At 56.5% G+C, this 23,422-nt stretch carries 16 protein-coding genes and 2 pseudogenes; 6 read left to right on the top strand and 12 right to left on the bottom strand.

The genetic code is table 11. From position 1 onward, the window contains the following. Positions 1-38: 38 nt before the first annotated feature. Entirely contained in the window at positions 39-887 is an 849-nt protein-coding gene (locus BOP96_RS18255; RefSeq protein ID WP_073453577.1) for an EAL domain-containing protein, read from the top strand. Positions 888-994: 107 nt separating this feature from the next. Then, complete coding sequence (locus tag BOP96_RS18250) at positions 995-4,627, top strand: transporter substrate-binding domain-containing protein (RefSeq protein WP_073453575.1); 3,633 nt, start codon at positions 995-997, stop codon at positions 4,625-4,627. Positions 4,628-4,638: 11 nt separating this feature from the next. On the opposite strand, the gene BOP96_RS18245 is transcribed toward BOP96_RS18250, so the two are convergent. Further along, positions 4,639-5,268 (bottom strand): response regulator transcription factor, encoded by a 630-nt coding sequence (locus BOP96_RS18245; RefSeq protein WP_073453573.1) that lies wholly within the window; start codon positions 5,266-5,268, stop codon positions 4,639-4,641. A 449-nt stretch (positions 5,269-5,717) separates the two neighbouring features. Beyond that, entirely contained in the window at positions 5,718-7,193 is a 1,476-nt protein-coding gene (locus tag BOP96_RS18240; protein WP_073453571.1) for an aldehyde dehydrogenase family protein, read from the bottom strand. 86 nt (positions 7,194-7,279) lie between these two features. On the opposite strand from BOP96_RS18240, the gene BOP96_RS18235 reads away from it, so the two are divergent. Beyond that, positions 7,280-8,191 (top strand): AraC family transcriptional regulator, encoded by a 912-nt coding sequence (locus BOP96_RS18235; RefSeq protein WP_073453569.1) that lies wholly within the window; start codon positions 7,280-7,282, stop codon positions 8,189-8,191. A gap of 2 nt (positions 8,192-8,193) precedes the next feature. On the opposite strand, the gene BOP96_RS18230 is transcribed toward BOP96_RS18235, so the two are convergent. The 4 genes and pseudogenes from BOP96_RS18230 to BOP96_RS31090 all read right to left on the bottom strand — a co-directional run. Then, positions 8,194-8,943, bottom strand: coding sequence for an SDR family NAD(P)-dependent oxidoreductase (locus tag BOP96_RS18230; protein WP_073453567.1), 750 nt, complete (start codon positions 8,941-8,943; stop codon positions 8,194-8,196). A gap of 226 nt (positions 8,944-9,169) precedes the next feature. Then, complete coding sequence (locus BOP96_RS18225) at positions 9,170-10,156, bottom strand: fimbrial protein (protein WP_073453565.1); 987 nt, start codon at positions 10,154-10,156, stop codon at positions 9,170-9,172. Between the two features lie 275 nt (positions 10,157-10,431). Beyond that, complete coding sequence (locus tag BOP96_RS30110; protein ID WP_175562993.1) at positions 10,432-10,602, bottom strand: hypothetical protein; 171 nt, start codon at positions 10,600-10,602, stop codon at positions 10,432-10,434. 25 nt (positions 10,603-10,627) lie between these two features. Then, positions 10,628-10,723 (bottom strand): annotated as a pseudogene (locus BOP96_RS31090) (hypothetical protein); the annotation flags it as partial. Between the two features lie 122 nt (positions 10,724-10,845). Between BOP96_RS31090 and BOP96_RS30105 the strand changes: the two are divergent. Further along, positions 10,846-10,995 (top strand): hypothetical protein, encoded by a 150-nt coding sequence (locus BOP96_RS30105; protein ID WP_175562992.1) that lies wholly within the window; start codon positions 10,846-10,848, stop codon positions 10,993-10,995. 166 nt (positions 10,996-11,161) lie between these two features. Here the strand turns inward: BOP96_RS30105 and BOP96_RS18210 are convergent. Further along, positions 11,162-12,078 (bottom strand): annotated as a pseudogene (locus BOP96_RS18210) (ABC transporter ATP-binding protein); the annotation flags it as partial. A 98-nt stretch (positions 12,079-12,176) separates the two neighbouring features. On the opposite strand from BOP96_RS18210, the gene BOP96_RS18200 reads away from it, so the two are divergent. Both BOP96_RS18200 and BOP96_RS18195 read left to right on the top strand, forming a co-directional pair. Further along, the gene (locus BOP96_RS18200) at positions 12,177-12,719 is read left to right on the top strand and encodes a hypothetical protein (RefSeq protein WP_138726230.1); all 543 of its coding nucleotides are present in this window, start codon (positions 12,177-12,179) and stop codon (positions 12,717-12,719) included. A gap of 668 nt (positions 12,720-13,387) precedes the next feature. Next, positions 13,388-14,110 carry a fimbrial protein gene (locus BOP96_RS18195; protein WP_073453554.1) on the top strand — a complete coding sequence of 241 codons (723 nt, stop codon included), beginning with the start codon at positions 13,388-13,390 and terminating at the stop codon, positions 14,108-14,110. A 54-nt stretch (positions 14,111-14,164) separates the two neighbouring features. Here the strand turns inward: BOP96_RS18195 and BOP96_RS18190 are convergent, their stop codons facing one another. The 5 genes from BOP96_RS18190 to BOP96_RS18170 form a co-directional block, all read right to left on the bottom strand. Further along, a complete protein-coding gene (locus BOP96_RS18190; RefSeq protein WP_238346851.1) occupies positions 14,165-15,316 on the bottom strand; it encodes a fimbrial protein in 1,152 nt (383 codons plus the stop codon). A 92-nt stretch (positions 15,317-15,408) separates the two neighbouring features. Further along, positions 15,409-18,426, bottom strand: coding sequence for a two-partner secretion domain-containing protein (locus tag BOP96_RS18185; protein WP_073453605.1), 3,018 nt, complete (start codon positions 18,424-18,426; stop codon positions 15,409-15,411). Between the two features lie 72 nt (positions 18,427-18,498). After that, positions 18,499-20,175 (bottom strand): ShlB/FhaC/HecB family hemolysin secretion/activation protein, encoded by a 1,677-nt coding sequence (locus BOP96_RS18180; RefSeq protein ID WP_083609851.1) that lies wholly within the window; start codon positions 20,173-20,175, stop codon positions 18,499-18,501. After that, complete coding sequence (locus BOP96_RS18175; protein WP_073453552.1) at positions 20,168-20,857, bottom strand: fimbrial biogenesis chaperone; 690 nt, start codon at positions 20,855-20,857, stop codon at positions 20,168-20,170. Before BOP96_RS18175 ends, BOP96_RS18180 begins: the two co-directional genes overlap by 8 nt. Beyond that, positions 20,854-23,346: a fimbria/pilus outer membrane usher protein gene (locus BOP96_RS18170; RefSeq protein ID WP_073453551.1), complete on the bottom strand. Its 2,493-nt coding sequence runs from the start codon at positions 23,344-23,346 to the stop codon at positions 20,854-20,856. Before BOP96_RS18170 ends, BOP96_RS18175 begins: the two co-directional genes overlap by 4 nt. Positions 23,347-23,422 lie beyond the last annotated feature (76 nt).

The raw sequence follows: 23,422 nt of genomic DNA, 5'->3' as shown, positions 1-23,422 counted from the left end.
GCAAAATTGACTCATGGTCATCCCTTGCAGGGCACTACATGAAAACCTCAGCCGCACTCAGCCTAAGTCAGATTCCAGCCGCCCCCAAAGTTCAAGAGCCCGACGCCCAGGAGCTGCGCCAAGGGTTGGCGGATCACGCGTTTGTGGGTTTTTACCAACCTCAGCTTTCGTTGAAAACGGGTACGATTAGCGGCTTGGAGGTTCTCGCCCGCTGGCGGCACCCGCACAAAGGCCTGTTGACGCCCGGTTATTTCCTGCAAGCACTGGAGCGCCATGACCTGATGGATGAGCTGTTCCTGCGCCTTTTCGAGCAAGGGCTGATCCTGCGCCAGAAACTGACCAGCCTGAACCTGCCATTGACGATCTCATTCAACCTTCAGCCGTCTCAACTCAGCAACCCCATACTGAGCGAGGCGATTAAAGTGCTGCTGCGCGCGCATAAGTGCCCTGCCCAAAGCATCATCTTCGAGATCACCGAAACCGGCACGCTCAATCCGTGCAGTGTTGCCATGAACAACCTGCTGCAGCTCAAGCTGTTGGGCTGCGACTTGTCCATGGATGACTTCGGCACTGGCTTTTCTTCACTGGAGCGCCTGTGTGATGTGCCTTTCAGCGAGCTCAAACTCGACGCCGGCTTCGTACACAAACTCGACACGCACTCGGCCTGCACCGCCATCGTCACTAACACCGTCAGCCTGGCAGCCAGCCTGGGCGTGTCGTTGGTAATCGAGGGTGTCGAGACCCCGGCCCAGCTCAAGCGGCTCAAAGCCCTGGGCGTATCCATCGTACAGGGATATGCCATCGCACCGCCAATGGCGGATACCGCGCTTCTGCCTTACATCCTTGAACACATTGCAGGCTCGCAGGTGATGCTGACGTCAGTCTGAACTCCCATTCACATCGCTCTAACTCCCCCCCCACCCGCCACGTCCGTGGTCGACCTTGAGCCGGCCAGCGCGGCGTACTTGGCATTTTGCAGTCAGGTAACCGTTTCATGTCCACGCTCAAAGCCCTTGTGGCTTTTTTCACCGTACTGCTGCCAGTTCTATCCTACGGCGCTGCGGCAGCGATACCCATGCCGCAACAACCCTTGCACTTGCTCAGCCAAGTGAGTCAGGAACCGCAGAAGCTGCAATTACCCGAAAGCGACTGGGCCTGGCTGCGCGAGCGGCGTGGCCTCACCCTAGGCGTGGTCGCGCCGTTCACCCTGCCGTTCGACATGGTCTACGGCAACGGTGACTACGAAGGTATCAGCGCCGATGTGGCGACGATGCTCAAGCAGCAACTGGGCCTGGATATCACAGTCGTAGGGTTCGCTGATCGTGCGCAGGCGATGGCCGCCTTGCGAACTGGCGAAATCGACTTGATCAGCCGGTCCAGCGACTATGACCGCGAGTCCTTTGACACGGTGGTGACTCTGCCCTACAGCGTCAATGCACCGGTACTCTATCAACGCCAGGACAGCGACATTGCAGTGCCCTCAAATCTCAAGGGGCTTACCGTAGCGGTCTCCAAGGATTACCTGCCATACGCGCTACTGACCGAACGCTATCCCCACGCGCAGTTTTTTACCTACGGCACCACCGCGCAAGCCTTGGCTGCCGTAGCCTTTCAAAACGTTGACGTGTTTTTGGGCGACTCGGTAACCACCCACTACCTGGTCAACCATAGCTTTTTCAGCTACCTCAAGTTTATCCAGTTTCTGAAAATCGACTCAGGCGGTTATGGATTTCTGCTCAAGCAGGAAGATCAACGCCTGCTGCGTATCCTCAATGCCTCGCTGAACACATTCGGCCAGCTGCGCATGAGCTACCTGATCAAGCGCTGGACCGGCGGCGGCACAGTGATGCCGGACGATAATGTGCATCTGAACGCCCAGGAAAAACGCTGGCTCGCCCAGCACCCGGTCGCGCGTTTCATGATCAACGATGACATGGCCCCCTCGGCATTTTTCGACGCCAAGGGCCGCTTCAACGGAGTGATTTCCGACCTGTTCGAGATCATCACCCAGCGCACCGGGCTTAAGTTCGATATTCAACGGGCCTCCAGTTTTGAAGGCATTCAGGACGCTTTGCGCGATGGTGAAACCGATTTGGCCGTGCTGACGTCCAGCCCGGGGCGTATGAACCACTTCCGTTTCAGCCACCCATTCGCAACCAGCTCATTTGCCCTGGTCGCGTCTACCGCCGAATCGAGCCGTGAACGCTCAAGCCTCAACGCGCTGGCCGGCAAGCGCCTGGCAATTGTCCAGGGGCATGTACTGATCGACAGCATTCGCCAGGACTTTCCCACAGTGCAGTTAATCACCCCGACGAACAACCTTGAAGCCATGCGCATGGTGGTCAATGGCGACGCCGAAGCCGTCTTGATGACCTTGTCCATGGCTCGTTACTACACCGCCCGCCTCTATGAAAAAGAACTGCGCGTGGCCGGTATCGTCGACGGTCAAACGGCCACCGCCAACTTCGCCATGCGCCGTGGCGAAACCGAGCTGCAGTCGATCATGGATAAAGCCTTGCTGAGCATCCCGCCTGACGAGCTTAACGCGATCACCATTCGCTGGCGCGCCAATGCGGCCATGAGCGGGCAGACCTGGAGAGACTACAAACTGGTGATCCTGCAGATCATCTGCTGTGCATTGCTGGTGCTGCTGGTTTCAATCATTCGAATCGTACAACTGCGCCGTCAGATTCGTCGCCGAGTCGCAGCTGAAAAAGCCCTGAATGATCAATTGGAGTTTCTGCAAACCTTGAACCATGCCATGCCCGTGCCAGTGTATGTGCGCGACCGCGCAGGATGCCTGCTGTCATGCAGCCGCAGCTATGAAAACGTCATGAAGCTATGTCAATCCCAACTGCTGGGTAAAACCGCCTTGCAAACCCAGTATGGTGATATCGAACTGGCGCCTACGCTCCACCAGAGTTACCTGCAGGCCATGGAGGACGGCAACCCCATCGAACAGCAACTGCAGATCACTATCGACGGGCAATCCCACTTTATCGAGCATTGGATTCAGCCCTTTCGTGATTCCAACGGCCTGATTGCCGGGGTGATCTGCGGCTGGCAGGACGTTTCGCAACATCATCAACTGATCGAACAACTGCAACAGGCAAAAACCCAGGCTGACGAGGCCAGCCATGCCAAAACCCAGTTTCTGGCGACGATGAGTCACGAGATCCGCACGCCCATGAGCGCGGTGATCGGCACATTGGAGTTGGCGCTCAAACGCGCCGACCACGGCGTACTGGATCGGGTGAATATCGACGTGGCCTACACCGCCGCCAAGAACCTGCTTGAGCTATTGGGCAATACGCTGGATATCGTACGCATTGAATCCGGGCATTTGAGCTTCTCCCCACGCCGGGCCAACCTCAAGGATCTGGTGGAGATGGTGGCGCGGGTATTCGAAGGGCTGGCGAGAAAGAAGAACCTGGACCTGATCCTGGAAATCGACGCGGGCACCACCCTGGACGTCTCCATCGACCCTCTGCGCTTCAAGCAAGTACTGTCGAACCTGGTGAGCAATGCGATCAAGTTCACCGAGCGTGGCCGAATCGTCATCCGATTGGTGTGCCGCGTGGTGAATGGGCAGACACTCTACATGCATCTGCAAGTGCAGGACACGGGCATGGGCATCAGTGAGGCAGACCGGCAAACGCTGTTTCGCCCCTTTGCGCAAGTGACTCAGTCGGACCTCTCGGTCCATGGCGGCAGCGGCCTCGGGCTGGTGGTATCGCGTTCGCTGTGTGAAATGATGGGTGGCCGTCTGGAACTGACCAGCACGCTGGGGCAAGGCACTACGGTCAATGTAACCCTCAAACTCAAGCTTCTGGAACCGCTGCCTGAAGAAGAACCGTCGCTGCCCGCGTGTTGCGAGGCCACTCCAAGCTGGGCCATGCGAGTGCTGATCGCAGACGACAATACCTTGAACCGTCAAATGCTGCGCGCGCAGCTGGAGTACCTGGGCTGCAAGGTGATTGAAGCCAGCAATGGGCTGGAGGCGTTGGAGGCCTGGCGTGCCTTTCCGGTTGACTGGCTTATCACGGATTACCACATGCCGGTCATGGACGGAGTAGAACTGACACTGGCGATCCGCCAGGAAGAACAGCAACGCAACGGCGGTGCATTGACGATTCTGGGGCTGACAGCCGACGCCCAGCAGGAAGAAATGGACCGCTGTCTTAATGCTGGCATGGGCGACTGTCTGATCAAGCCCATCAGCCTGGCCATCCTCGAACAGCGCCTGGCATCACTGGAGCCTGCGGATAAGCCCGCCTATAAAGGCGCCAGACCGACGCTGCGTCGGCCTGAATTCGACATGAATTTGCTCCAGCCGATTACCGGTGGCAACCCGGCAATCATTCAACAACTGCAAGCTGAATTGATGCGCAGCAACCAACAGGATATTGAGCAATTGCGTGACTTTAGTGAGACACGAGACCTCGCCGGTATAGCGGAGCTGGCTCACCGCTTGAGGGGCAGCGCGGCATTGATGCGCAATGACTATCTGCTTGGGCTGTGCAAAGAACTGGAGCATGGCTGCCGAACCGGCGCTGAGGACGTACCAGCGCAGGTCAGGCAGGTGAAGAAAGAGTTACGGCGCATTCAAAACATGCTCGAGCCCTAGGCTGTGAGCGACTACGCCAAGCCATTGCGCTTGGCCAACTCACCCAGGGCAATCAGGTTTTCCACACTCAGCTTGCGTTGCAGACGGATTTTATAAGTGCTAACCGTCTTGTGATTGATCATCAACTCATCGGCGATGGCCTGGTTACCCATTCCGCGTGCCAGCAGTTTCAACACGGTGATCTCACGATCGGACAGTTGCGCAATCAGCTGGCTTTCCTCGCTGGCAGCCTGGGTATTGTCGCGTAACTGGTGAATGGTATTGGCCGGGAAATAGCTGTAACCCGATAGCACTGCCTTCACCGCACCGACCAGTTCGTCCAGGTTGTCATCCTTGCAGACAAAACCTGCCGCACCAGCCTGCAACGAACGCATGGCGAAGTTGCGAGTGTCGCCGGAGGTCAGGATCAGCACGCGGGTAGAAATACCGATAGCTTTGAGGTGTGCAATGACTGACAGGCCGTCCATTCTCGGGATACTCAAGTCAAGAACGATCATGTCAGGAAGCAGTTTGCGGATGACTTCCACTGCATCCACACCGTTGTCGACCTCAGCGACAATCGAATGCCCTTCCTGCTCGAGCATCACGCGTACTGCCATGCGCATCAGGGGGTGGTCGTCGACGATGACTATGGTGCCCATGGTTAATTTTTCCTGGATTTCGATTTGAGTAGCAACGACGGGATCGTCTAAGCAAGGAAACAACTGAGCAGCTAATCGTAACTCAACGTATTTGAGCGCAATCATGCGCTGCGCGACATGATGTACAGAAGACGCATAAGTTAACGCGAACACTCGGCAAACTGTTGTTGAAGTGCCGTCGCCGAGAACGCTGGCAAGACGCGGCAATCATACTCAACTTATTCGCAGTGCAAACCGCAAGAATCCTCACCAAACCACGGATATATCCTTCGAGCAAGCAGGATAATTCCTACATCAATCTAACTGACCAGAAAACTTTCTAGCGTCAGGCGCTGTTTACAACCTCACCTTTGTGAATAAATGCCTCCACCAAATGAACAAAAAAATATCGTTAACATCAGGCTATAGGGTCCGCGTGCATCCTCCGACTGCACGCGGCAACCGCCTATCTACACGTCTGCAAACCAGCTCAGCGGTACACGTGCCTGCATCGTGATGGTTTTTATCTGTGTGTAAGCATTAAGCGTCTCCCGACAAAACTCACGCCCTATCCCACTGTTTTTATACCCGCCAAACGCCGTCCCGTCGGTAATGTTCGAGTAACGATTGATCCACACCGACCCAGCCTCCAGCCGCGCGGCGGTCTCCATGGCGTGCTGCAAGCTGCTCGTATAGATCCCGGCGGCCAAACCGTATTCAGTGTCGTTGGCCTGGGCGATCATCGTTTCATAGTCGTCCCACACGATCAGCGAAAGCACCGGACCAAAAATTTCCTCCTGGCAAATGCTCATATCGTTACGTGCAAGCAATAACGTTGGCTGGATAAAGTAACCGTGCTCGCAACCGGAAACCGCCGCCCGACCGCCCCCTGCGAGCAACTCGGCGCCCTCTTCCAGGCCCATGATGATGTAGCTCAACACGCGCTCACCTTGTTGCGCGTTGACCAGGCAACTGATCCGTGAGTCGTCAGCCAAGGGGGACCCGACTCTCACACGCTTGAACGCGGCGATGAGTTTTTCCTGAAACGCCTCGGCAATCGACGCATGCACGAACAAACGCGTACCCGCCAGGCAAGACTGCCCGTTGTTATGGATGGCGGCGAAGGTGGCGTTATCGACCACCGCATCGATGTCATCGATGTCCGGGAACACGATATTGGCGCTCTTGCCACCCAGCTCAAGGGTTGAAGGCACGAGGCGCCGGGCTGCAACGCCGGCTACCGTGCGGCCGACTTCGGTACTGCCAGTGAATGACAGCTTCCTGACCAGAGGATGTTCGCTCAATGCTGCACCGACGATGTCGCCCGGCCCAGTGACCATGTTCACCACGCCAGCAGGAAAGATCTTTGTGATCAACTTGCCCAGTTCCAGCGTCGACAACGAAGCATTTTCATCAGGTTTGAGCACGACGGTATTACCGGCGACCAGTGCCGGTGCGAGCTTGAACGCAGCCATGATCGCTGGCGCGTTCCAGGGAATGATCTGCCCGCAAACTCCCAGTGGTTCACGCTTGGCAATGGCATAACCGCCTTCAATTTCACGCCCGGTGTCTTCATGAGCCATGATCACCGAAGCGAAATAGCGGTAGTGTCGGACAGCAGTCAGGTAGTCCTTGCGTACTTCGCTGATGCAGCGCCCCACGTCATGGGCATCGATCATGGCCAGGCGCTCGCTGTGCTTTTCGATCTCGTCCGCCAGCAGATTCACAAGACGTGCACGCATCTGCTGACCCAGAGCACGCCAGGCTGGAAATGCTGCATGCGCTGCCCTCACAGCGCGATCGACATCCTTGGCGTCACAATAACGGATGTAGGCCAAGTGCCTGCCCGTGGCAGGGTCGACCGCAGCGAACGAGCGCGCTTTATCGTCAGTTTCAAACACACCGTCGATCAGCGGGCCGTAGGACTTATCGAAGTTGACTTGCATGGGGAACCTCATATTTAACAATAAAATCTGGATGATCTCTGATATAAAATGGTGATTAATTTATTTTTCGTCCAACCAGGTGATATATGGATCCTCTGTCCGACGTCCTTTCATTGTTAAGAATCCGCAATTACCACTCCGCGACGCTTTCCTTGGGCGGTGATTGGGCCTTCACCTTCCCTGAACGCGACGGCATCAAGTTCACGGCGGTGGTCAAAGGCAGTTGCTGGGTGAAAGTTGATGGCGAACAGCAGCCACAGCATTTGCAACAGGGCGATTGTTTCCTGATGACGCGTGGCATGCCTTTTTCGCTCTACAGTGATCTGTCCCAACCGGTGATGAACTCCGACGGTCACTTCCAAACTCTCGCGGCGGACGAACTGGCCCTGCATTACGGCGGCGACGATACGCAGCTGGTCGGTGGCCGCTTTGACTTCAGCGGCGTGCCCACCCAGTTACTACTTAGCAGCCTGCCCTCGCTGGTTCATGTGCAAGGCGATGAACCGCAGGCCTCGCTCCTGCGCTGGGCGCTGGCGCGATTCACTTCGGAGCTGCAGCAGAAACGCCCTGGCCGCTCGCTGATGAATGAGCACTTAGCCCATCTGATGCTGGTCGAAGTTCTGCGCACCCACTTGGCAACGTTGGAAAACAATGGCATTGGTTGGTTTTACGGCTTGGCCGACCGTAACCTGAGCGTCGCCCTGAGTGCGATGCATGCTGACCCTTCTCATCGCTGGAGCGTCCAGGAACTGGCACAACTGGCTAACATGTCGCGCTCGGCGTTCGCGCTGCGCTTCAAGCAAGTAGTCGGCGCAGCTCCAATGGAATACCTGACGTACTGGCGTATGTTGCTGGCCAGTGATCGGCTGAAAAACTCCGATGACTCGGTTTCCACCATCGCGTTTTCATTGGGATATGAGTCAGAAAGCGCATTCAGCACAGCATTCAAGCGCGTCATGTCGCAATCGCCTCGCCTCTATGTGCGCGAGCACGCCTAGGCTCAATGCAGGCCACCACCGATTATCAGGGTTTCTCCGGTGATCCAGCTTGCATCCGGCGACGCCAGAAAGGCGACGGCGGGTGCAATGTCTTGGGGTACGCCGATGCGCCCCAGCGGGGTGATAGCTTCTATCTTCTGGCGGAACGCATCTTCGAAGAAACCGCTGGCATGCACGCCTTCGGTGACCACCAGCCCAGGGTTGACGGAGTTGACGCGAATATTTCTCGGCCCCAGTTCGTTGGCCAGAGTGCGGGTAATTGCGTCAACCGCAGCCTTGGAAGCGGTATACACCGTCGAATTGGCCGGTGTGAATGAAGTCACGCTGGAGCTGATATTGACGATGCTGCCGCCTAGCTCGTTGAACACCTCAACGGCTGCTTGGGTGCACTGGATCAGCCCAAGAACATTGAGGTTGAATTGACGGTGAAATTCTTTTTCGGTGATGTCAGCCAGCGGGTTAGTCGAATAGACGCCCGCATTGTTGACCAGAATGTCGAGGTGGCCATGCTCATGCACAATGGTCTTGAACAGCGCCCTGAGATCGACGCTATTGGACACGTCAGCCTGCACCGCGTAAGCCCTGGCGCCGGTTTGCAGAATCTGTTCAACAATGCGGTCGGCATCCTCGCGACTGTTTGCATAATTGACGATGACAGTGGCGCCATCCTGGGCCAATTGCCTGGCAATCGCCGCGCCGATGCCCTTAGAGGCGCCGGTAACCAGTGCGATTTTCTTATGCAGCTTTTTCATGCCCACTTCCTTCAGTTGCTGGCTTAAATCAGTCGTTCCAGATTAAGAGCAACACTGCGAGCGGTTAATATTCAGTACTCCAGAAAAGCTTCGCGAGCGTCCAAGAATGCCGCAGCGCACTGCGCACCAACGCCGACTCAATGACCTTAAATCACCGGCACTCACTCAGACACACGGGAACTATAACTGAGTGATGACAACCTACTAGAAGGTTACTGAGCTCTGTTCAATCGTAAGACAAAATAAGTGCTACTTCACCAGAGACAGACCCTGGGGATGGGCTGGTCATTGCACGACGCACGTAACTGACCTGCAGTGTCTTTGATAGAGTCCCACCTGCTGCGGGCACTTGCCCAAGCGAATAAACAGTACCCATCAGCATCGCGGCAGCACCATCTGTTAGTTGCAAACCGACCGACTCAAGCCCCTTACCGTCAACAGAGCGAAGCGTTACATAATCCGCGCCCGCTACCGAAGCGTTCATGTCAACCATGGAATATTTAACAGAATAGGCAGAGCTTGCCCCCCCACAAGTTGCAGAGAAACTAACCCCTGTTGTTCCAGCTGTCGAACTCACTTTGGAAATCTCGGAGAGATCGATTTTTGGAAGTGCGTACTTAGCAGCCATGGAAAGTTTGCAGGTAGGGCTTTTTGAAGTAATGATCGTGGCGGTGGTTCTAGTAATACCTGAGTCCGTATAAAGCTCGGCTTGGGTAACACCTGTGTTGATCAAATCACCTGCCGGAAGTGCATAAGAACCCGGCTCCAATCTCCCTGTGGCTATCAGTCGAACCCTCACTTTAATTCCAAAGGTACTGCTCATACTGCCGGTATTCTCGTAGGTTGTTACCGGTTGTCCTTGGTAGGGTTTCCACCCCCCTTTGGTGTCCGCAATTTCCATAATAAATGAAATATTAGAAACCGAACTTTGCAACGGCGTATAGGACGTTCCGCCAAAAGAGTAAACCCCAGAAGCCACAAGCGGGCTCTTATTGGTAATCTCGAACTTCCCGGCTCCCGTCACATCACAATTCAGTAATGACGCGTCGCTTGCCTCATGCCAGCTTGTAGACATCATCCCCGCGCTGGCCTCTTGATAAATAAAAGTTTTGGGCAAGGTCACACTCAAGCTGCCATAAATACATTTTGTAGCGTGCACCTCCAAGCTTGAAAAAATCAAAATAAGAAATACTACTATCTTTTTAATACCCACCCTTTACCCCATAAAACCTATGACAAGAGAACATTTCTTCAGCTTATTCAGACCACACAAGTCACACACTTGTATTGTCTGCCGCCGTCACCAAACACCCCCCCTCCCAGTCAGCGTAAAAAACAAGAAACACCTGATATAAAGGCGCTACTCGCTGCACTGAGTTAAAGGAATACAAAAAAGCTCGACAAGATTAATTCAGCGCCGCAGAGGCGACTATCGCAGCAATCTGATATTACCTATCAGATATAACCACCTAACAAGTAAGATAATTCCTACAGTGCGTACCAAAGAACGCCGGCAGTGATCACGTCCTGCGCGTTCATCGAAGCAGCCGGCAACCCCAGTGCGGTCGGTTGCCCGATCGGTCCGGCGCCTTGCGCCAGCGTCACAAATTGCCCGTATCGATCGTCGCCCACCACGCAGTACAAACTGGTAGATGCCACGCAGTGTCGCCTTTGGTAACCGCTTGGGGTAAACCAGCATCAGGACCTTGAGTTTGCTGTCGATAGTGTCGACATCGGGCGCCACTTCATGCACATCAAACGCATTGCCGATCGCCTGCATGATCCGCCAAGGTTGCCGGGTTCGCCCTGACTGAACGTCGAAGCAACCGCCAACGGCAATGAGGACATCTGGCCGATCACGGGCCGCTCGGTTTGAGCCAACGTTTGTAATGCGAGGCTGATGTGATACTCAAGGAGCATTTGCTGCCCAAGCGCAAATTCGGCGGTACCCACCGCCAGGCGCAGAACTCGATCGAGCCCGCCTGCCGTTCGATGGACCACATGCGCACCGCCAAGATCGGCAGCAGCAGCGCGAATAGCCATGGCACGTAGTCGAAAAGTGGTGCCAGGTCAGCTTGGTTGCGCTGGTAAAAGTCACCCAAATAAAAGGTGCTGATGCCGCTGAGTATCAGCAACAACAGGGTGAACGCGTAGGCGACAGGAGCGAGGAAGTAACTACACAGTTCGCGCTTGAACACCTGCCATAATGTCCCCATGCGCGTTGCTCCCGGGTCAGCAGCCGTAAGACTTCGCCCAGCGAACCCCGCTCGACCTCCTGGCGAGGCACATCCCAACCGCGACACACAATCAACGAGTTGATTGCCGGCAATATCACCGTTCCAGCACGTGCCAACACCCGCACGCTGTAGGATTCAGGCCTTGCCTCGATCCCTGCGACGCCTGGCAGCAAGCCTAGTGTCATCACATCCAGAGGCCGCGTGGCGTACAACGTCACTGCCTGGTGATGACGCGAGCGGCTTTCCAGCTCAAGCGGAGTGCTATCGGCCAGCACACGACCTTTATCCATCACCAGCACCCGACTGCACAACGCAGTGACCTCCTCCAGGATATGCGTGGAAATGATCACGACTTTGTCACGAGCCAAGCCCTTGATCTGCTCACGCACGCGGTATTTCTGATTCGGATCAAGACCATCCGTAGGTTCATCGAGGATCAGTATTTTCGGGTCATGCACAATCGCCTGCGCCAAACCAATACGGCGCTGAAAGCCCTTGGTAAGGGCGTCGATCGTCTGGCCTCGTACCTCCATCAGCTCAAATTGCTCAAGCATGGCTGTGACCCGCGACTTCTTTTCGCGCCCGCGGTAGCCGCGCACTTCGGCTATAAAGCTCAAAAACTGGACAACGGACATCTCGTTATAGCAGGCGGCTGTTTCTGTAACGTAACCGATCACTACTGAGCATGACGCGCCTGGCGGCGGATATCAAAACCACACAGGTTGGCGGTACCCGAAGTAGACGGTATAAAACCGGTGAGCATACGTAACGTGGTGGACTTGCCGACCCCATTAGGCCCCAGCATCCCCAACACCTCTCCGCACGTTGCACTGAAAGACACATCGTCCACTGCAAAAGTTTTGCCGAGCCGTTTGGTTAAATGAGCTATTTCAATCATGACTATCGAATTACGTGCGCAAACGCGTTAAAGCGCTCGAGAGTGCACGCTTCGTTTCGCCACGCACTTTAACCACAGGCTAAGCGCCCTGAAAGGTCATGAGCGGTAAATCAGACCAATCCTTGGCGCACGCCGAAACCCCTGACGGCAAGTACGATTTATCCGACAACAACATCAAAGTCAACCAGCTATTCTGGCCTCGATCACCCATCGCTCAATCTGATTTAGCTGGAATTCATATGTTATTGCGAACCCTCGAAATAGCCGACGCTCATGGCCAATTTCTCAACGCAGTGGTGCTGTGCTGTTTTACCGCGCCCCTCATCGAGGGGACGTTCCTGGTTTATAGCCTCAATGAAAAAGCGAGCGATGAACTGGTCAAGATTTGCCTGGCATCTCTTGAAGGTGACAACCTCACAATGAATATGTGCGACGCTCCGTCCGAGACGCTTGCAGCAGCGGCTCAAGTACTCAAGGATATTCTCCGCGATGCCTGCTCGCCCAATGCAAGGCAGACCGTCGAAACCTATAAGCTGACAGACCTGACTGATACAGACATTTTGTGCAGTGCTGCGAATACCCATTACAGCTTGAAGATCAGTGACGCATGGCTCATGAGCCTGCTGCACTACGACCCATAGCCTTCTTCTGATGCACTGCCCTTACCGCCGGAACAATCCATTAATTCGACGACACCTATAGCCCCCGCCGTGAACAGCTTGACGGAGGGAGTATTGAGAGATATCGAGGAGCGAACCACTTCAGAAAAAATTGAAGCGAACCTTAGATCGCTAATAACCAGCGTAACCAATCACAAACAAAAACTACTCGAAAAACATGTGTACATGGATGAACTGAACCTGCAGCTGGAACAGCGAGAATAGTTATTGGCGAGCCGAGAATCAAAACTGATAGAGCGGGAGAAAAGCTTAGCCGCCAGCATTCAGTTAATGCAGGATACTGAAGAGCAACTTAATGGAATTATGAAATTTTAAACCCACCTCTATGGGACCCAACGTCACATTGTGAAACCAACAATATCCACCCCAACAGACATTGATCACACATCATGAAAATACATAATTCAGCAATCAAAAAATATACATTTCTTGCGTTGTTATGGGCTGGTAGCGTATCTGCGGACTGCATCCTCAATGGAACTGGTGCGTCGGGAAACACCTTTACAGTCACCCTACCTTCCTCACTTAATATTCCCCGAGACACCCCCATAGGTACAACGATATTTGAAACCCCCCTCTATACCACTGGACCGTCGACTACTTTCCTCTGCTACGGAGGAGGCACGTCCATGGGCGTAGTAAACAATCTAGGCGCTACTTTATCGACGTCGGATACACACCCCATAGGTGACTCAGGGTTGTCATTTCTTATGTTTAGCCTAGACGCGGCCGAAAAAGGCTTTGGTTCAAGTACACTTAAGGACCAAGGCTACCACTTTGCCAATATACCAATGAAACTGCGGCTCATTAAAACAGGTGACACACCAAATGGCGAAGTTATTCCGGCAGGCCAAATAGCGAGCTTCAATGCCGGAACGCTTCAGCTTGTGAAATTCTTACTATCTAACAGCACAACCATAACCGCACCCTCCTGCCAGACAAAAGACATTAACGTCAAGATGGGACAATATAAGCTTAATGACTTCCCAAACGACGGCTCCCCTTCAAAAAGAACAGTGCCGTTCAGCATCGAAATCTATAACTGCCCAGCCGGTATAAACAAGGTCATGTATTCACTCATTCCGAGTTCATCTTCGCCCGTATGGAACACAACCCAAGGTATCATCAAGCTCAACCAGAGCTCGACCGCAAAGGGTATAGGCCTGCAAATCATAGATGACCAGCTGACGCCCATAATTCTTGATCAACCTAAACTATTGAGTCAATACTCAGCCGACGGAGGCAATTTCACTATCCCTCTCAATGCACGCTACTTGAAGATACCCGATGACCCCAGCATTGTGCCTGGTACGGCGAATGCCGAAATGACGTTCGTTATGAGCTATCTTTAATGGTTAGCTCTTAGTAACTCGCCGGTTCGTCGCCACAATATAAACCACCGCGAGTCAGGGAAACGTGAATGTAAACTCTGCTGCTCCGTTGGCCGCACCGGCTTTCAACAGCTCACCACTATCCAACCGAATATACTGAGCACTCAAGGGTATTCTCGCCCCTTCCCCGACCCGCTTCATTACCTGACTTACACCGTCGTAACGCACCACCTGGCGGGTAAGTTCATTCGTCATGACGATCCCGAAACCCTGGGCGCTGGCCGGGGTTGGCTCAAGGGTCAACACAGCGGGGTCGGCAGGTGGCCCGTACTTGTCAGTGAAGGTGATCTCCGGCTTGGCATTGACTGCGCACTCACTCAACTCGATGGCAAAGTGCGTCGGTGCAGAGGTTGAGCCAACCTGCGGGAACTCATTCAGGCTCATACGCCCCAGTTTTACAGGTATCGTCTGATAGGTTTGCACATTGCAGGTATTGGGGACTTCGATCGGCCCACCGCCATCCCCCATGTTGATAATGGCCGGTCCCATCAACAAATAGGGTACGCGGCAGACGCCGTTGGGCCTGTTATCCAACGGTATTTCCACGCTGCTGCCAAAACCCACTTGGCCTTTGAGCAAATCTATAGCGTAGAGCGTAAGTTGCGAGCTGCCAGCGACCCGGTCGACGATCAGTTTTCCGGCAGGCAACTGGCTGGGTGCAACTGTAAGGATCAACTGTTGCACATAGTTGGTTGTCATCGCTGAACCACGCGCTTGAGAGGCGGCGGAATCATATTGCACAGGCTCCTTTTCAACCGCGACGGGCAACGGCGTTTGCAGCAGCGTTCGGCGTTGACCGTCCGACGACCCTACACCTACTTTCAGACCGATACCGTCAATGTTGGTAGGGGCAACCCCATCCGACACGGGTGTGCCCGGCCCCCAGTGACCTGCTGAGACCAGTTCATGAGCAGTACCGGCAGGTCCGGTATACGCATAGTTGATATTAAGCCCCACCCCGCGCTCCCATAAGACCGAGCCTACCGGCGTGGTACTGGTTAGCGGAGTGACTTGAGCCCAAGGCCTGCCCGTGCCATTGGTGAACGTGCAAAAGGTTGCCACGCTGTTGACTGCGGCCCTGGCCTCGATTGCAACCCACAACATCAGCAGACAGGCTGCACCCCGCAGGAGCATTAAGCAGAACCGCCATACGTTGAATAAATTCATATCAATCGCCCTGTAGAAGCCAACAGACTGCATGACCAAGTCAGCGCCCTGCAGTCTGTTGCTACTTCATAGAGAGGAAGAAAGGTTAACGATCAACGAAATGAGCCGAAATTGACGCCATATGACGGCACCAACGCTGCTTCTCCGTAAACCCCATTAAACGCCATATCGCCGAAATTTGACCCAACCAGTCCACCAGATACCTGGCGGTAGGCGGGTGCCATCGTGGTGATTTTGCCTGAGGCAACAGAATGGCGAACCGTGCCGAAATTCGTCCCAATCAAACCGCCCAACGTAGCGCCGACGCCACCACTGACCCCACCTGTCGCCGAGGAGTTAGTGATCTGACTTTGGTTCATGCCCACCAAGCCACCTACGCTGGCGCGTGGGCCACCTTGAACGGCGCCGCTGGCCTTGGCTGACTCAATATAGCCGGAGAAATTGCCGCCCTGAGTGCCCACTAGGCCACCCACATGACTGCTCTCTCCACCAACAACCACACCACTGGCCTCGACTGATTGCAGTGCGCCATCATTCGCCCCTACCAGGCCACCTACTTTGCTTGAAATAGCGCCACTAACCTTGCCTCGGGCCACAGAGTGGCTGATGGCACCTTGGTAGTTATTCCCCACCAGACCGCCAACGCGAGCGTTGCGACCGCCCGTTACTGTCCCCAGTGCTTCAGCGGTATCGATACTACCGGCAGTGTTATTCCCCACTAACCCGCCGACATTCGCGCCAAGGTTATCCAGAACATTACCGCCCGCTTTTACTTCTTTGAGGCGGCTGTTTCGGCTGGTCCCCACCAGGCCACCGGTACCAGTTGCACCGTAACCTGTCACTTTGCTGGTCGACGTCGACTGGGTGATATCGCTGTAAATGTTATACCCCACCAGGCCGCCCACATTCCCGGCGCCAGAGCCACGCACCTCGCCAGACGAGGTGGTGCGCTCCAGCACACCGTTAACGTTGAACCCAACCAAGCCACCGACATTGGTACCCGCGCCAGTACTGATGGTCGATCCTGTACTGCTGGCGTCAGTGATATAGCCGCCCTGATTGACACCCGCCAGCCCACCTATACCGCCAGTGGTATCGCGCTGCATTCCGCCACCCACCAAGGCGTTGGAAACTACATGGTCCAGCGTTGCCAGCCCGACGGAGGTAGTAATATTTTCGCCGACTATACCGCCGACAGCACGCGTGTAGGTGTTACCGGTCACACGCCCACCGGAAACAGCGTTCTTGATGGTACCGCCTAAGTTTTGCCCTACCAGCCCACCAACACTGTTCTCACCACTGGCACCCGCTAATACTGTGACCTTGCTGGTAGTCACGTTAGACAATGAGCCAACATTCAGACCGACCAAGCCACCGATTGCAGCGAAGCCAGGGGCTCGCGGCCCGGCATTGTTGATCGTGGCGCTGTCCAGTGTCAGGTTGCTGATCGCGCCTGAGGAAACCGCGAATAGCCCGCTGTGGCTGCCAGTGCTTGAGATCCACAAGTTAGTCACCGTGTTGCCCAACCCGTCAAAAATCCCGTTGAACCCGGCACCGTCACCAATCGCCTTGAAACGCCCCGCACGGCCATTGATGCTGTTACCCAGCACGTAGTATCCGTTGAGGTTGGCGTTGATGTTCTGCAGTTGCGCCAGGTTCTGGATAACCGCGTATTGGTTGCCGTTCGAGGTGTAAGCCGCCCCTGCCCCGGACAAGGTCAGTTGCCCGCCATTGCCCAATATCGATTCGCCAACATGGTTGAGAGTGAGGCTGCTGGAGAGCCCGGTCAGCCCAACTTTGCTATTGAGATTGATATCACCACCGGCATTCACCGTAAGACGTGAGCCAATGCCACTTGCCGTCACGTTACCGTCGAGGTTGACGTTACCGGCCGAGCTCAAGGTCAGACCATTGGCACTGTTCCAGGTAACTGGCCCGGCCAGGTTAAGATCGCCTTCGGTACTGGCCAGCTCGATGTTGGTGCTGGCCAGACTGCGCGACAGGGTGTCGGCGTAGGCCGTCTCGCCTGCTGATGCGGCAGTCGGCTGGATCTGGACATTCTTGGCGCTGACTTTGAACGTACCGGTCTGGCCGTTACTGGCCAATGTGTTGAGCTGAGTGCCCAACTGCGTTTCGACCGTGGCGCCCTTGGCCTCGATCACACCACCACTACCGTAGGTATTCTGGGCGTGAGCCTGCAACGACCCACCGACCTTTACCGTGCCCACGTCACCACCGTCCAGCGTGATGCGGCCGGCTTTGCCGTTCAAGGTCCTCGCTTCAATGGCGCCTTGGTTATTCACCACTGCGTGCAACATCGCACTGGCGCTTTTACCGGTCATCAGCACCTGGCCACCGTCGGCCTTGAGCAAGCCGCCGTTTTGCGCCAAAGCATTGATCGAGTCGCCGTTAACCTGGAGGTTGAGCAATTGGTTACCGTCGAAATTGACTGTGAAATCATTCCCCGCACCCAATGCAACCTGGCCCATCTGGGCCTGGATAACGCCATCGTTGCGTACCTGATTACCAAGCAGTGCGATGCTGCCGCCCTGTGCAGCGCTGATCGTACCGTTGTTGATGATTTCGGCATTGGAGTTGCCGCTGAAGGTGTATTTGCCCGCCAGGAAGTCCGCGTCCTTGATGTCCTTGGTGCTAGCAATCAGGCTGCCGACGTTGATCTGCGCACCTTGACCGACCACGATCCCATTAGGGTTGACCAGGAACACACGCCCATTGGCATCCATCTGGCCCTTGATGCTGCTGACATTGGTGCCGATCACTCGGTTGAGCGCAACGGAAGTGGCGCTCGGTTGATTGAACACTACCTTTTGCCCCACGGGAACGCTGAAGTCCGTCCAATTGGTGATCAACTTATCGCTGTGCTGGTTGATCGACATTTGCGAGTTGGTTTCGTACCCCAAAATATCAGCCTTGCCGGAGACCACCGTACCGCCTACCGGCAAGGCAAATGCCGGTGAAGCGCTCAACAACGCCAATGCGCCGATGGCTGAACATTTGGCGCCAGTCTTGCAATGCCGGCGAGCCCCTTCGTGAGCAACCTTCCAGCAGTTCATCGCGTGGTTCCAGACCAGTGAGTAAACCTTGTTCACATGAATTTCCTCTTCCTTAATGACGCCTTGCATAGCGTTGCAAGGCGGTACTGCTTCCAGGCACGAATGTGCTTAGAAATACTGAATGGCGCTGAACCACACGCGCGGATCCTGATGCGGTGCGTCGTTCTGCTCAGTGCCGTGGATGGGCCATGCTGCGGTGACGCTGAGCTGTTGCCCGGCTCCGCGCCAACTGGCGCTAACCCCTGCGGCCGTGAGTGATCGCTGATTGCTTTGCGCGGTCCAGGGCCGCTTGCTGACCGTGATGACGCCCCGGTCGGCGAAGCCGCTCAATTGCACACCCGGCGCCGCCAGATAGCGCAGCTCGGTGCTGGCCTGCCAGCCCTGGTCACCACTGCCGGCACCCAACGCGTAGGCACGAACACCATTGGGGCCACCAAGGCCAAACTTCTCGGAGCTGTCGAGGTTGTTACCCGCCCACTGCGCATTCAATTGGCTGTACAGCTGCCAGCGCGGGCTCAGGTACTGCAAGCGGCCGAGGCTCAGATTGGCGCGTGTGAAATGCCCCGCGGCGCCGGCGCTGAGCCTATCCATGGTGCGGTCGACGGCTCCGCCGATACCCAGGCGCCCGGCGCTGTAGCTGAGCGAGACAAAACTTTGCCCGCCGCCCAGCCAGCGATCCTGGCCACTGGCGTTGATGCCCAGGGTCCACAGCTCCACATGCTTGGGGCTGCGCAGGTCGAACAGGTCGATATCGTCTTGCAGTTGCTTGTCGTCGAACTGCAATTGCGCGGTGAGGTTGAAAGTGCGGCTGCGAATCAAGGGCTGCAAAGCGAAGAAGCTGCGCACAGTGGCTTGGCCTTTTGCCTCCAGCACTTCTACGTCCTTGCCCAGTTGGTAGCTCATGCGCGAATAGGAAGTGCCAAGGGTGGTCGACCACGGGCCCACGGGCAGGCTGTAGCCGAAGCGGTAGTAACGTTGGTGCTGATCGCTTTGCAGCAGGCGCATGTTGAGGGCATCACCCAAGCGCAGCGGGTTGTTTAAAACCAGGCTGGCGCCAAGGCGATATTCGCCGGTGTAGCGGTCGCCGTAGTTGTCGGCTTCCAGGGTGCCGGCGTACCAGGGGCCAGGCTCGGCATCGACCACCAGGTCGGTGCTACCGGGCAATGAGCCTGGGCGCAATGTGCCTTTCACCGCAACGCCTGGAAGATCACTGAGCAACAACAGGCTTTGCTCCAGGTCTGCGTCGTAGACCGCCTCACCCGGACGCAATGCCGACAACGGTTGCTGCAATACAGCATCGATCACGCGGGAGCGATTGTTCAACTCGATACGGCCGTAATGCCCCTCCAGCACCTGGATACGCACGATGCCTTGATCAATGTCCTGGGCGGGCAAAAACGCCCGCGCCAGTGCATACCCGTGAGCCTGGTAATACTCGGTGATGCGTTGTGCAGCGGCGCGTAACCCGGCGAGGTCCAACGACTGGCCCGGCAAATCGGCCAGCAGTTCAAGCAATTGCTCGCGACCGAAGACCTGGTTGCCAGCGATCTCGAAACCTTTCACTTGCATCTGCATACCGCCGCCAGGCGTTGCCTGAGACGGTGCTGAAGGCGGGGGCATGTCCACCTGCACCGGCGCAGAAGGCAGGGGTGCCGGTGCCAGGGATTCGATGTCACGCATTACCTGACCCGCACTGGGTACCTGGGCCCAGACGGAGGGCACGCCAGAGAGCGCCAGCGCAACACCGACGGCGAGCAAAGGCCTCGTCGCGAAATCGTTAATCATGGTGAACCGGCGCCCGTGCATCGATCATTTCTCCCCTGTCTGCAACAAATTGGTAATGGATAAAAGTGGGTGTCGCCGACGCCCCTGTCAGGGGGAAATCCGCACAGGTAAATGGTGCAATCGTGGCGCTGTCAGCGGTTCCCGGTTCCAGGTGCAGCGCCGTGAGCGAGACAAAAAACGGTGCCTTATTGCAGGCTTCAAGGGCTTTGCGGTGTGCTCGCCAGGTCAACTGTCGACCCGCCTCTTCCGCGCTACCTAACAGCCCCGCCGGCCGGAAAAGCAGCTTCATACGCAACCGATATGAAAGCCGCAGCAGATGCGTACTGCTTGGCGGCAGCGGGGGCACTTCAAGGAAGTTCAGCCAGAACAGCGACTCGCGGTCGGCGGGCAGCGCTTCGCCGGTGTAGCGGACTTCAAGCGCACTGCGCTGCCCAGGGTCCAAGCGCAACAAAGGACGGCTGACCACGAACGGTACGGACAGGCCTGAGGGGTCTTGATTGATCTGGCCACGGTCCAACCAGCTCTGGGCCAGGATCGGCGCTTCGCCGCCATTACTGATTCGTACCGTCAGCGCACGTGCATCGGCTGCGTAGACGAAGCGTGTTCCCGTCACCGTCAACGCTGCCTGGCTGCTACTGGCATGGGCGCAAATCAGCAGGCACACGGCATAAAGCGACCTCACAACACACGCTCCTTGCCTGCAGGCCGGGCGTCTATGTCGTGACACTCCAGATTGAGTAACTCGAACGCGCTGCCTTCGCGGGCCTGGCGCTCGGGGAGCGCATAATCCACTTGGCATTGCTGGTCGGCATCGCTGCCCCACTCCACGCGAATCGAGCCCCGCGCCCGTTCGCTGCGTACCACCAGCCGGCTGCCCTGCCCCACCGCACCAATGACTTGGCCGCTCTGCACATCAATGGCTGAGGCGGCGAACGGCAGGCGCTGACCATTGCTGCGCCGGCTGTCGATCAACAACGGGCGGGATCTACGCGTCGGGAAATCCAGCATCACCACGGCGCCGGCACGGGGGGCGACACTGCGTGAAATGACCTGTAGCTCTATGTCATTGGGTACGCCTTGCGGATCGACATCAACCTGGTTGAGTTGATAAGGGCTCAGGCTAGAGATGATCGCGTAGCCATCTTTACCAACGCTCGCCCCGGCGTAACCGACCCTTGCGCCTTCAGCGTCAAGCGCCTTGACCACACCTACCGTTTCGCCAAGGGTTTGCGCAAGCGTCGCGCCACCCGGGTGCAGGACTACGGCACCCGATGCACTGAGTGACTGCTGGTGATAATCCGGCCCCTGAGAAAGACTTGCACCGAACGCACCTTGAGGCAGGCGGTAGTTGACGCTGGCATTGCTGGAGGCACCGCGCTGCCGGTCGGAATGGGCGACCGAAACGGCATAGGACGCATCACCGCGCTCACTGAAGGCGCCGGATATACCGGTAGACATCTGCCGGCCTGAGCGACGGTCATGGCTGGCATAACTGTTGATCACCGCACCGCCATGCCCATTTCGGCCCAAGGGAATCGACAGCGTGAAGGTGAGCTGCGTATCGTCTTGATCCCTTGCATGTCGCAGCCCACCTGGCGATGCGCTATGACTACGCTGGGCCGCGATCGAGTAGAAATTACCGCGCCACTGATTGCTGTAGCCCATGGAGAAACTGAGGGTTCGCCCCGCTTGCTGCCAGTACTGGCTTGAGGAAGTGTTGAGATATACGTTGCCTCCATCGGCGCCCAGCCCCTGGCTGATATTGGCGTCGAACCGAGCGCGTACGCGGGCGAAGTCGATGGCACGCCCAGACTCGTTGCGCATCCGATCCTGAAGCGCAACCGCATCGTGAAGCCCCAAGTAACCGGACGTTGAATATCGATAGGCGAGCAACGAGAAATTCGTGCGGCTATTGGGAAGGTTCTTGCTGTACGACAGGCGCAGGCTGGAGCCCTGCTGAGTCTGCCCTGCGGGGAGTTCGGTGCTGGCTGCGGTGAGGTCGGCGGCGAAACCGCCGAACCGGGTATTAAGCGCCATGCCTGCCAGGCCGGATACATAGCCGGGGGTCAGTGCGGTGCCGCCGTAACCGGTCAGGTTGTTGTCCAGCCCGCGTTGCAGCGTGCCTTGCAAGACAACTGGCGGTCGGCCATGCAAGCCGGGATCGACCAACTGACCGGCCACCAGGCTGTAGCGCGTTGAGCCTGGGCGGAGTAATTGCACGGTCGTGGCAAAGGGCACGACGAACCCATGTTCGCGACCATCGGCTTCGGTGACTGTTACCCGCAGGTCGCCACCAAAACTCGCTGCTTGCAGGTCGGCGATCTCGAAGGAGCCCGGCGCTACAGTTGTTTCGTAGACCAGGTACCCACGCTGATAGATCGAAACCTTGGCGTTGGAGGCCGCAGTACCACGCACCACCGGGGCGTAGTAGCGCTGCGTATCAGGCAACATGCGGTCGTCACTTTCGAGCTGGACGCCGCGAAACGACACCGCATCGAACAACTCACCACTGGTAGTGCTCTCGCCGACCAGCAACTGCGACTTCCAGTCCGTCAAGTCGACCTGACCATAGGCGTAACCGCGCTGGTAGCGCCCACCCAATGTGGGTGACCAGGTCAGGCTGGCGTTATGCCGCAGCCTGACAACGCCCAGGTTCAGCCCCATGTTCAACCCTGAATAGGCATGCGTGTCGCGGCGCCCTTGGCTCTGAACGCTGAACAGATTGGCGTCGTAGTTCAGCAAACCCGCTGTTACGCCACTGTCCCAACTGGACGGGTCGACATAGTTGCTTGTGGCGGGCCGTTGCAGGTAGTACTGCGCAACGGTGATGTGCAGTTTCTGTTCGGGCAGGTCAACACGGATGGCAGCGCCCGGCACGAAACGCTCAAGCTTGTCGCACGCCAGTCCTTGCGGGAGGACCGCGCTCTGTTGATCGCTGCCACGTCCTCTGCGACTACGCTTAAGGTCTATGCCAAGACGCGTGAGTAATTCGCCGCTATAGCACGGTTGTGCATCCGCCAGCCCGGCGACCGCCCGTAACTCAATCTCCTGGGTCGCACGCCATTGGCCATTGACCAGGATATCCAAGCGATAGGTCCCCGGAACATTGTGGTCCAGCTGTTCAAAACGGGTGGTATCAATGGCCATGCCGGACGCTCCTTGCATTAACATCTGTGAATCGAAAATGATCGGCTCATCAAGCTGGCTGGGCGTGACAGGCTTTGCCTCTGGTGCATCCTGAGCCCAC

Origin of the sequence: Pseudomonas sp. FSL W5-0203, assembly GCF_001896155.1 — a bacterium.
Taxonomy (GTDB): domain Bacteria; phylum Pseudomonadota; class Gammaproteobacteria; order Pseudomonadales; family Pseudomonadaceae; genus Aquipseudomonas; species Aquipseudomonas paracarnis.
Note: the sequence above shows the minus strand (reverse complement) of the source record. Positions and strands in the feature narration are given on the sequence as shown.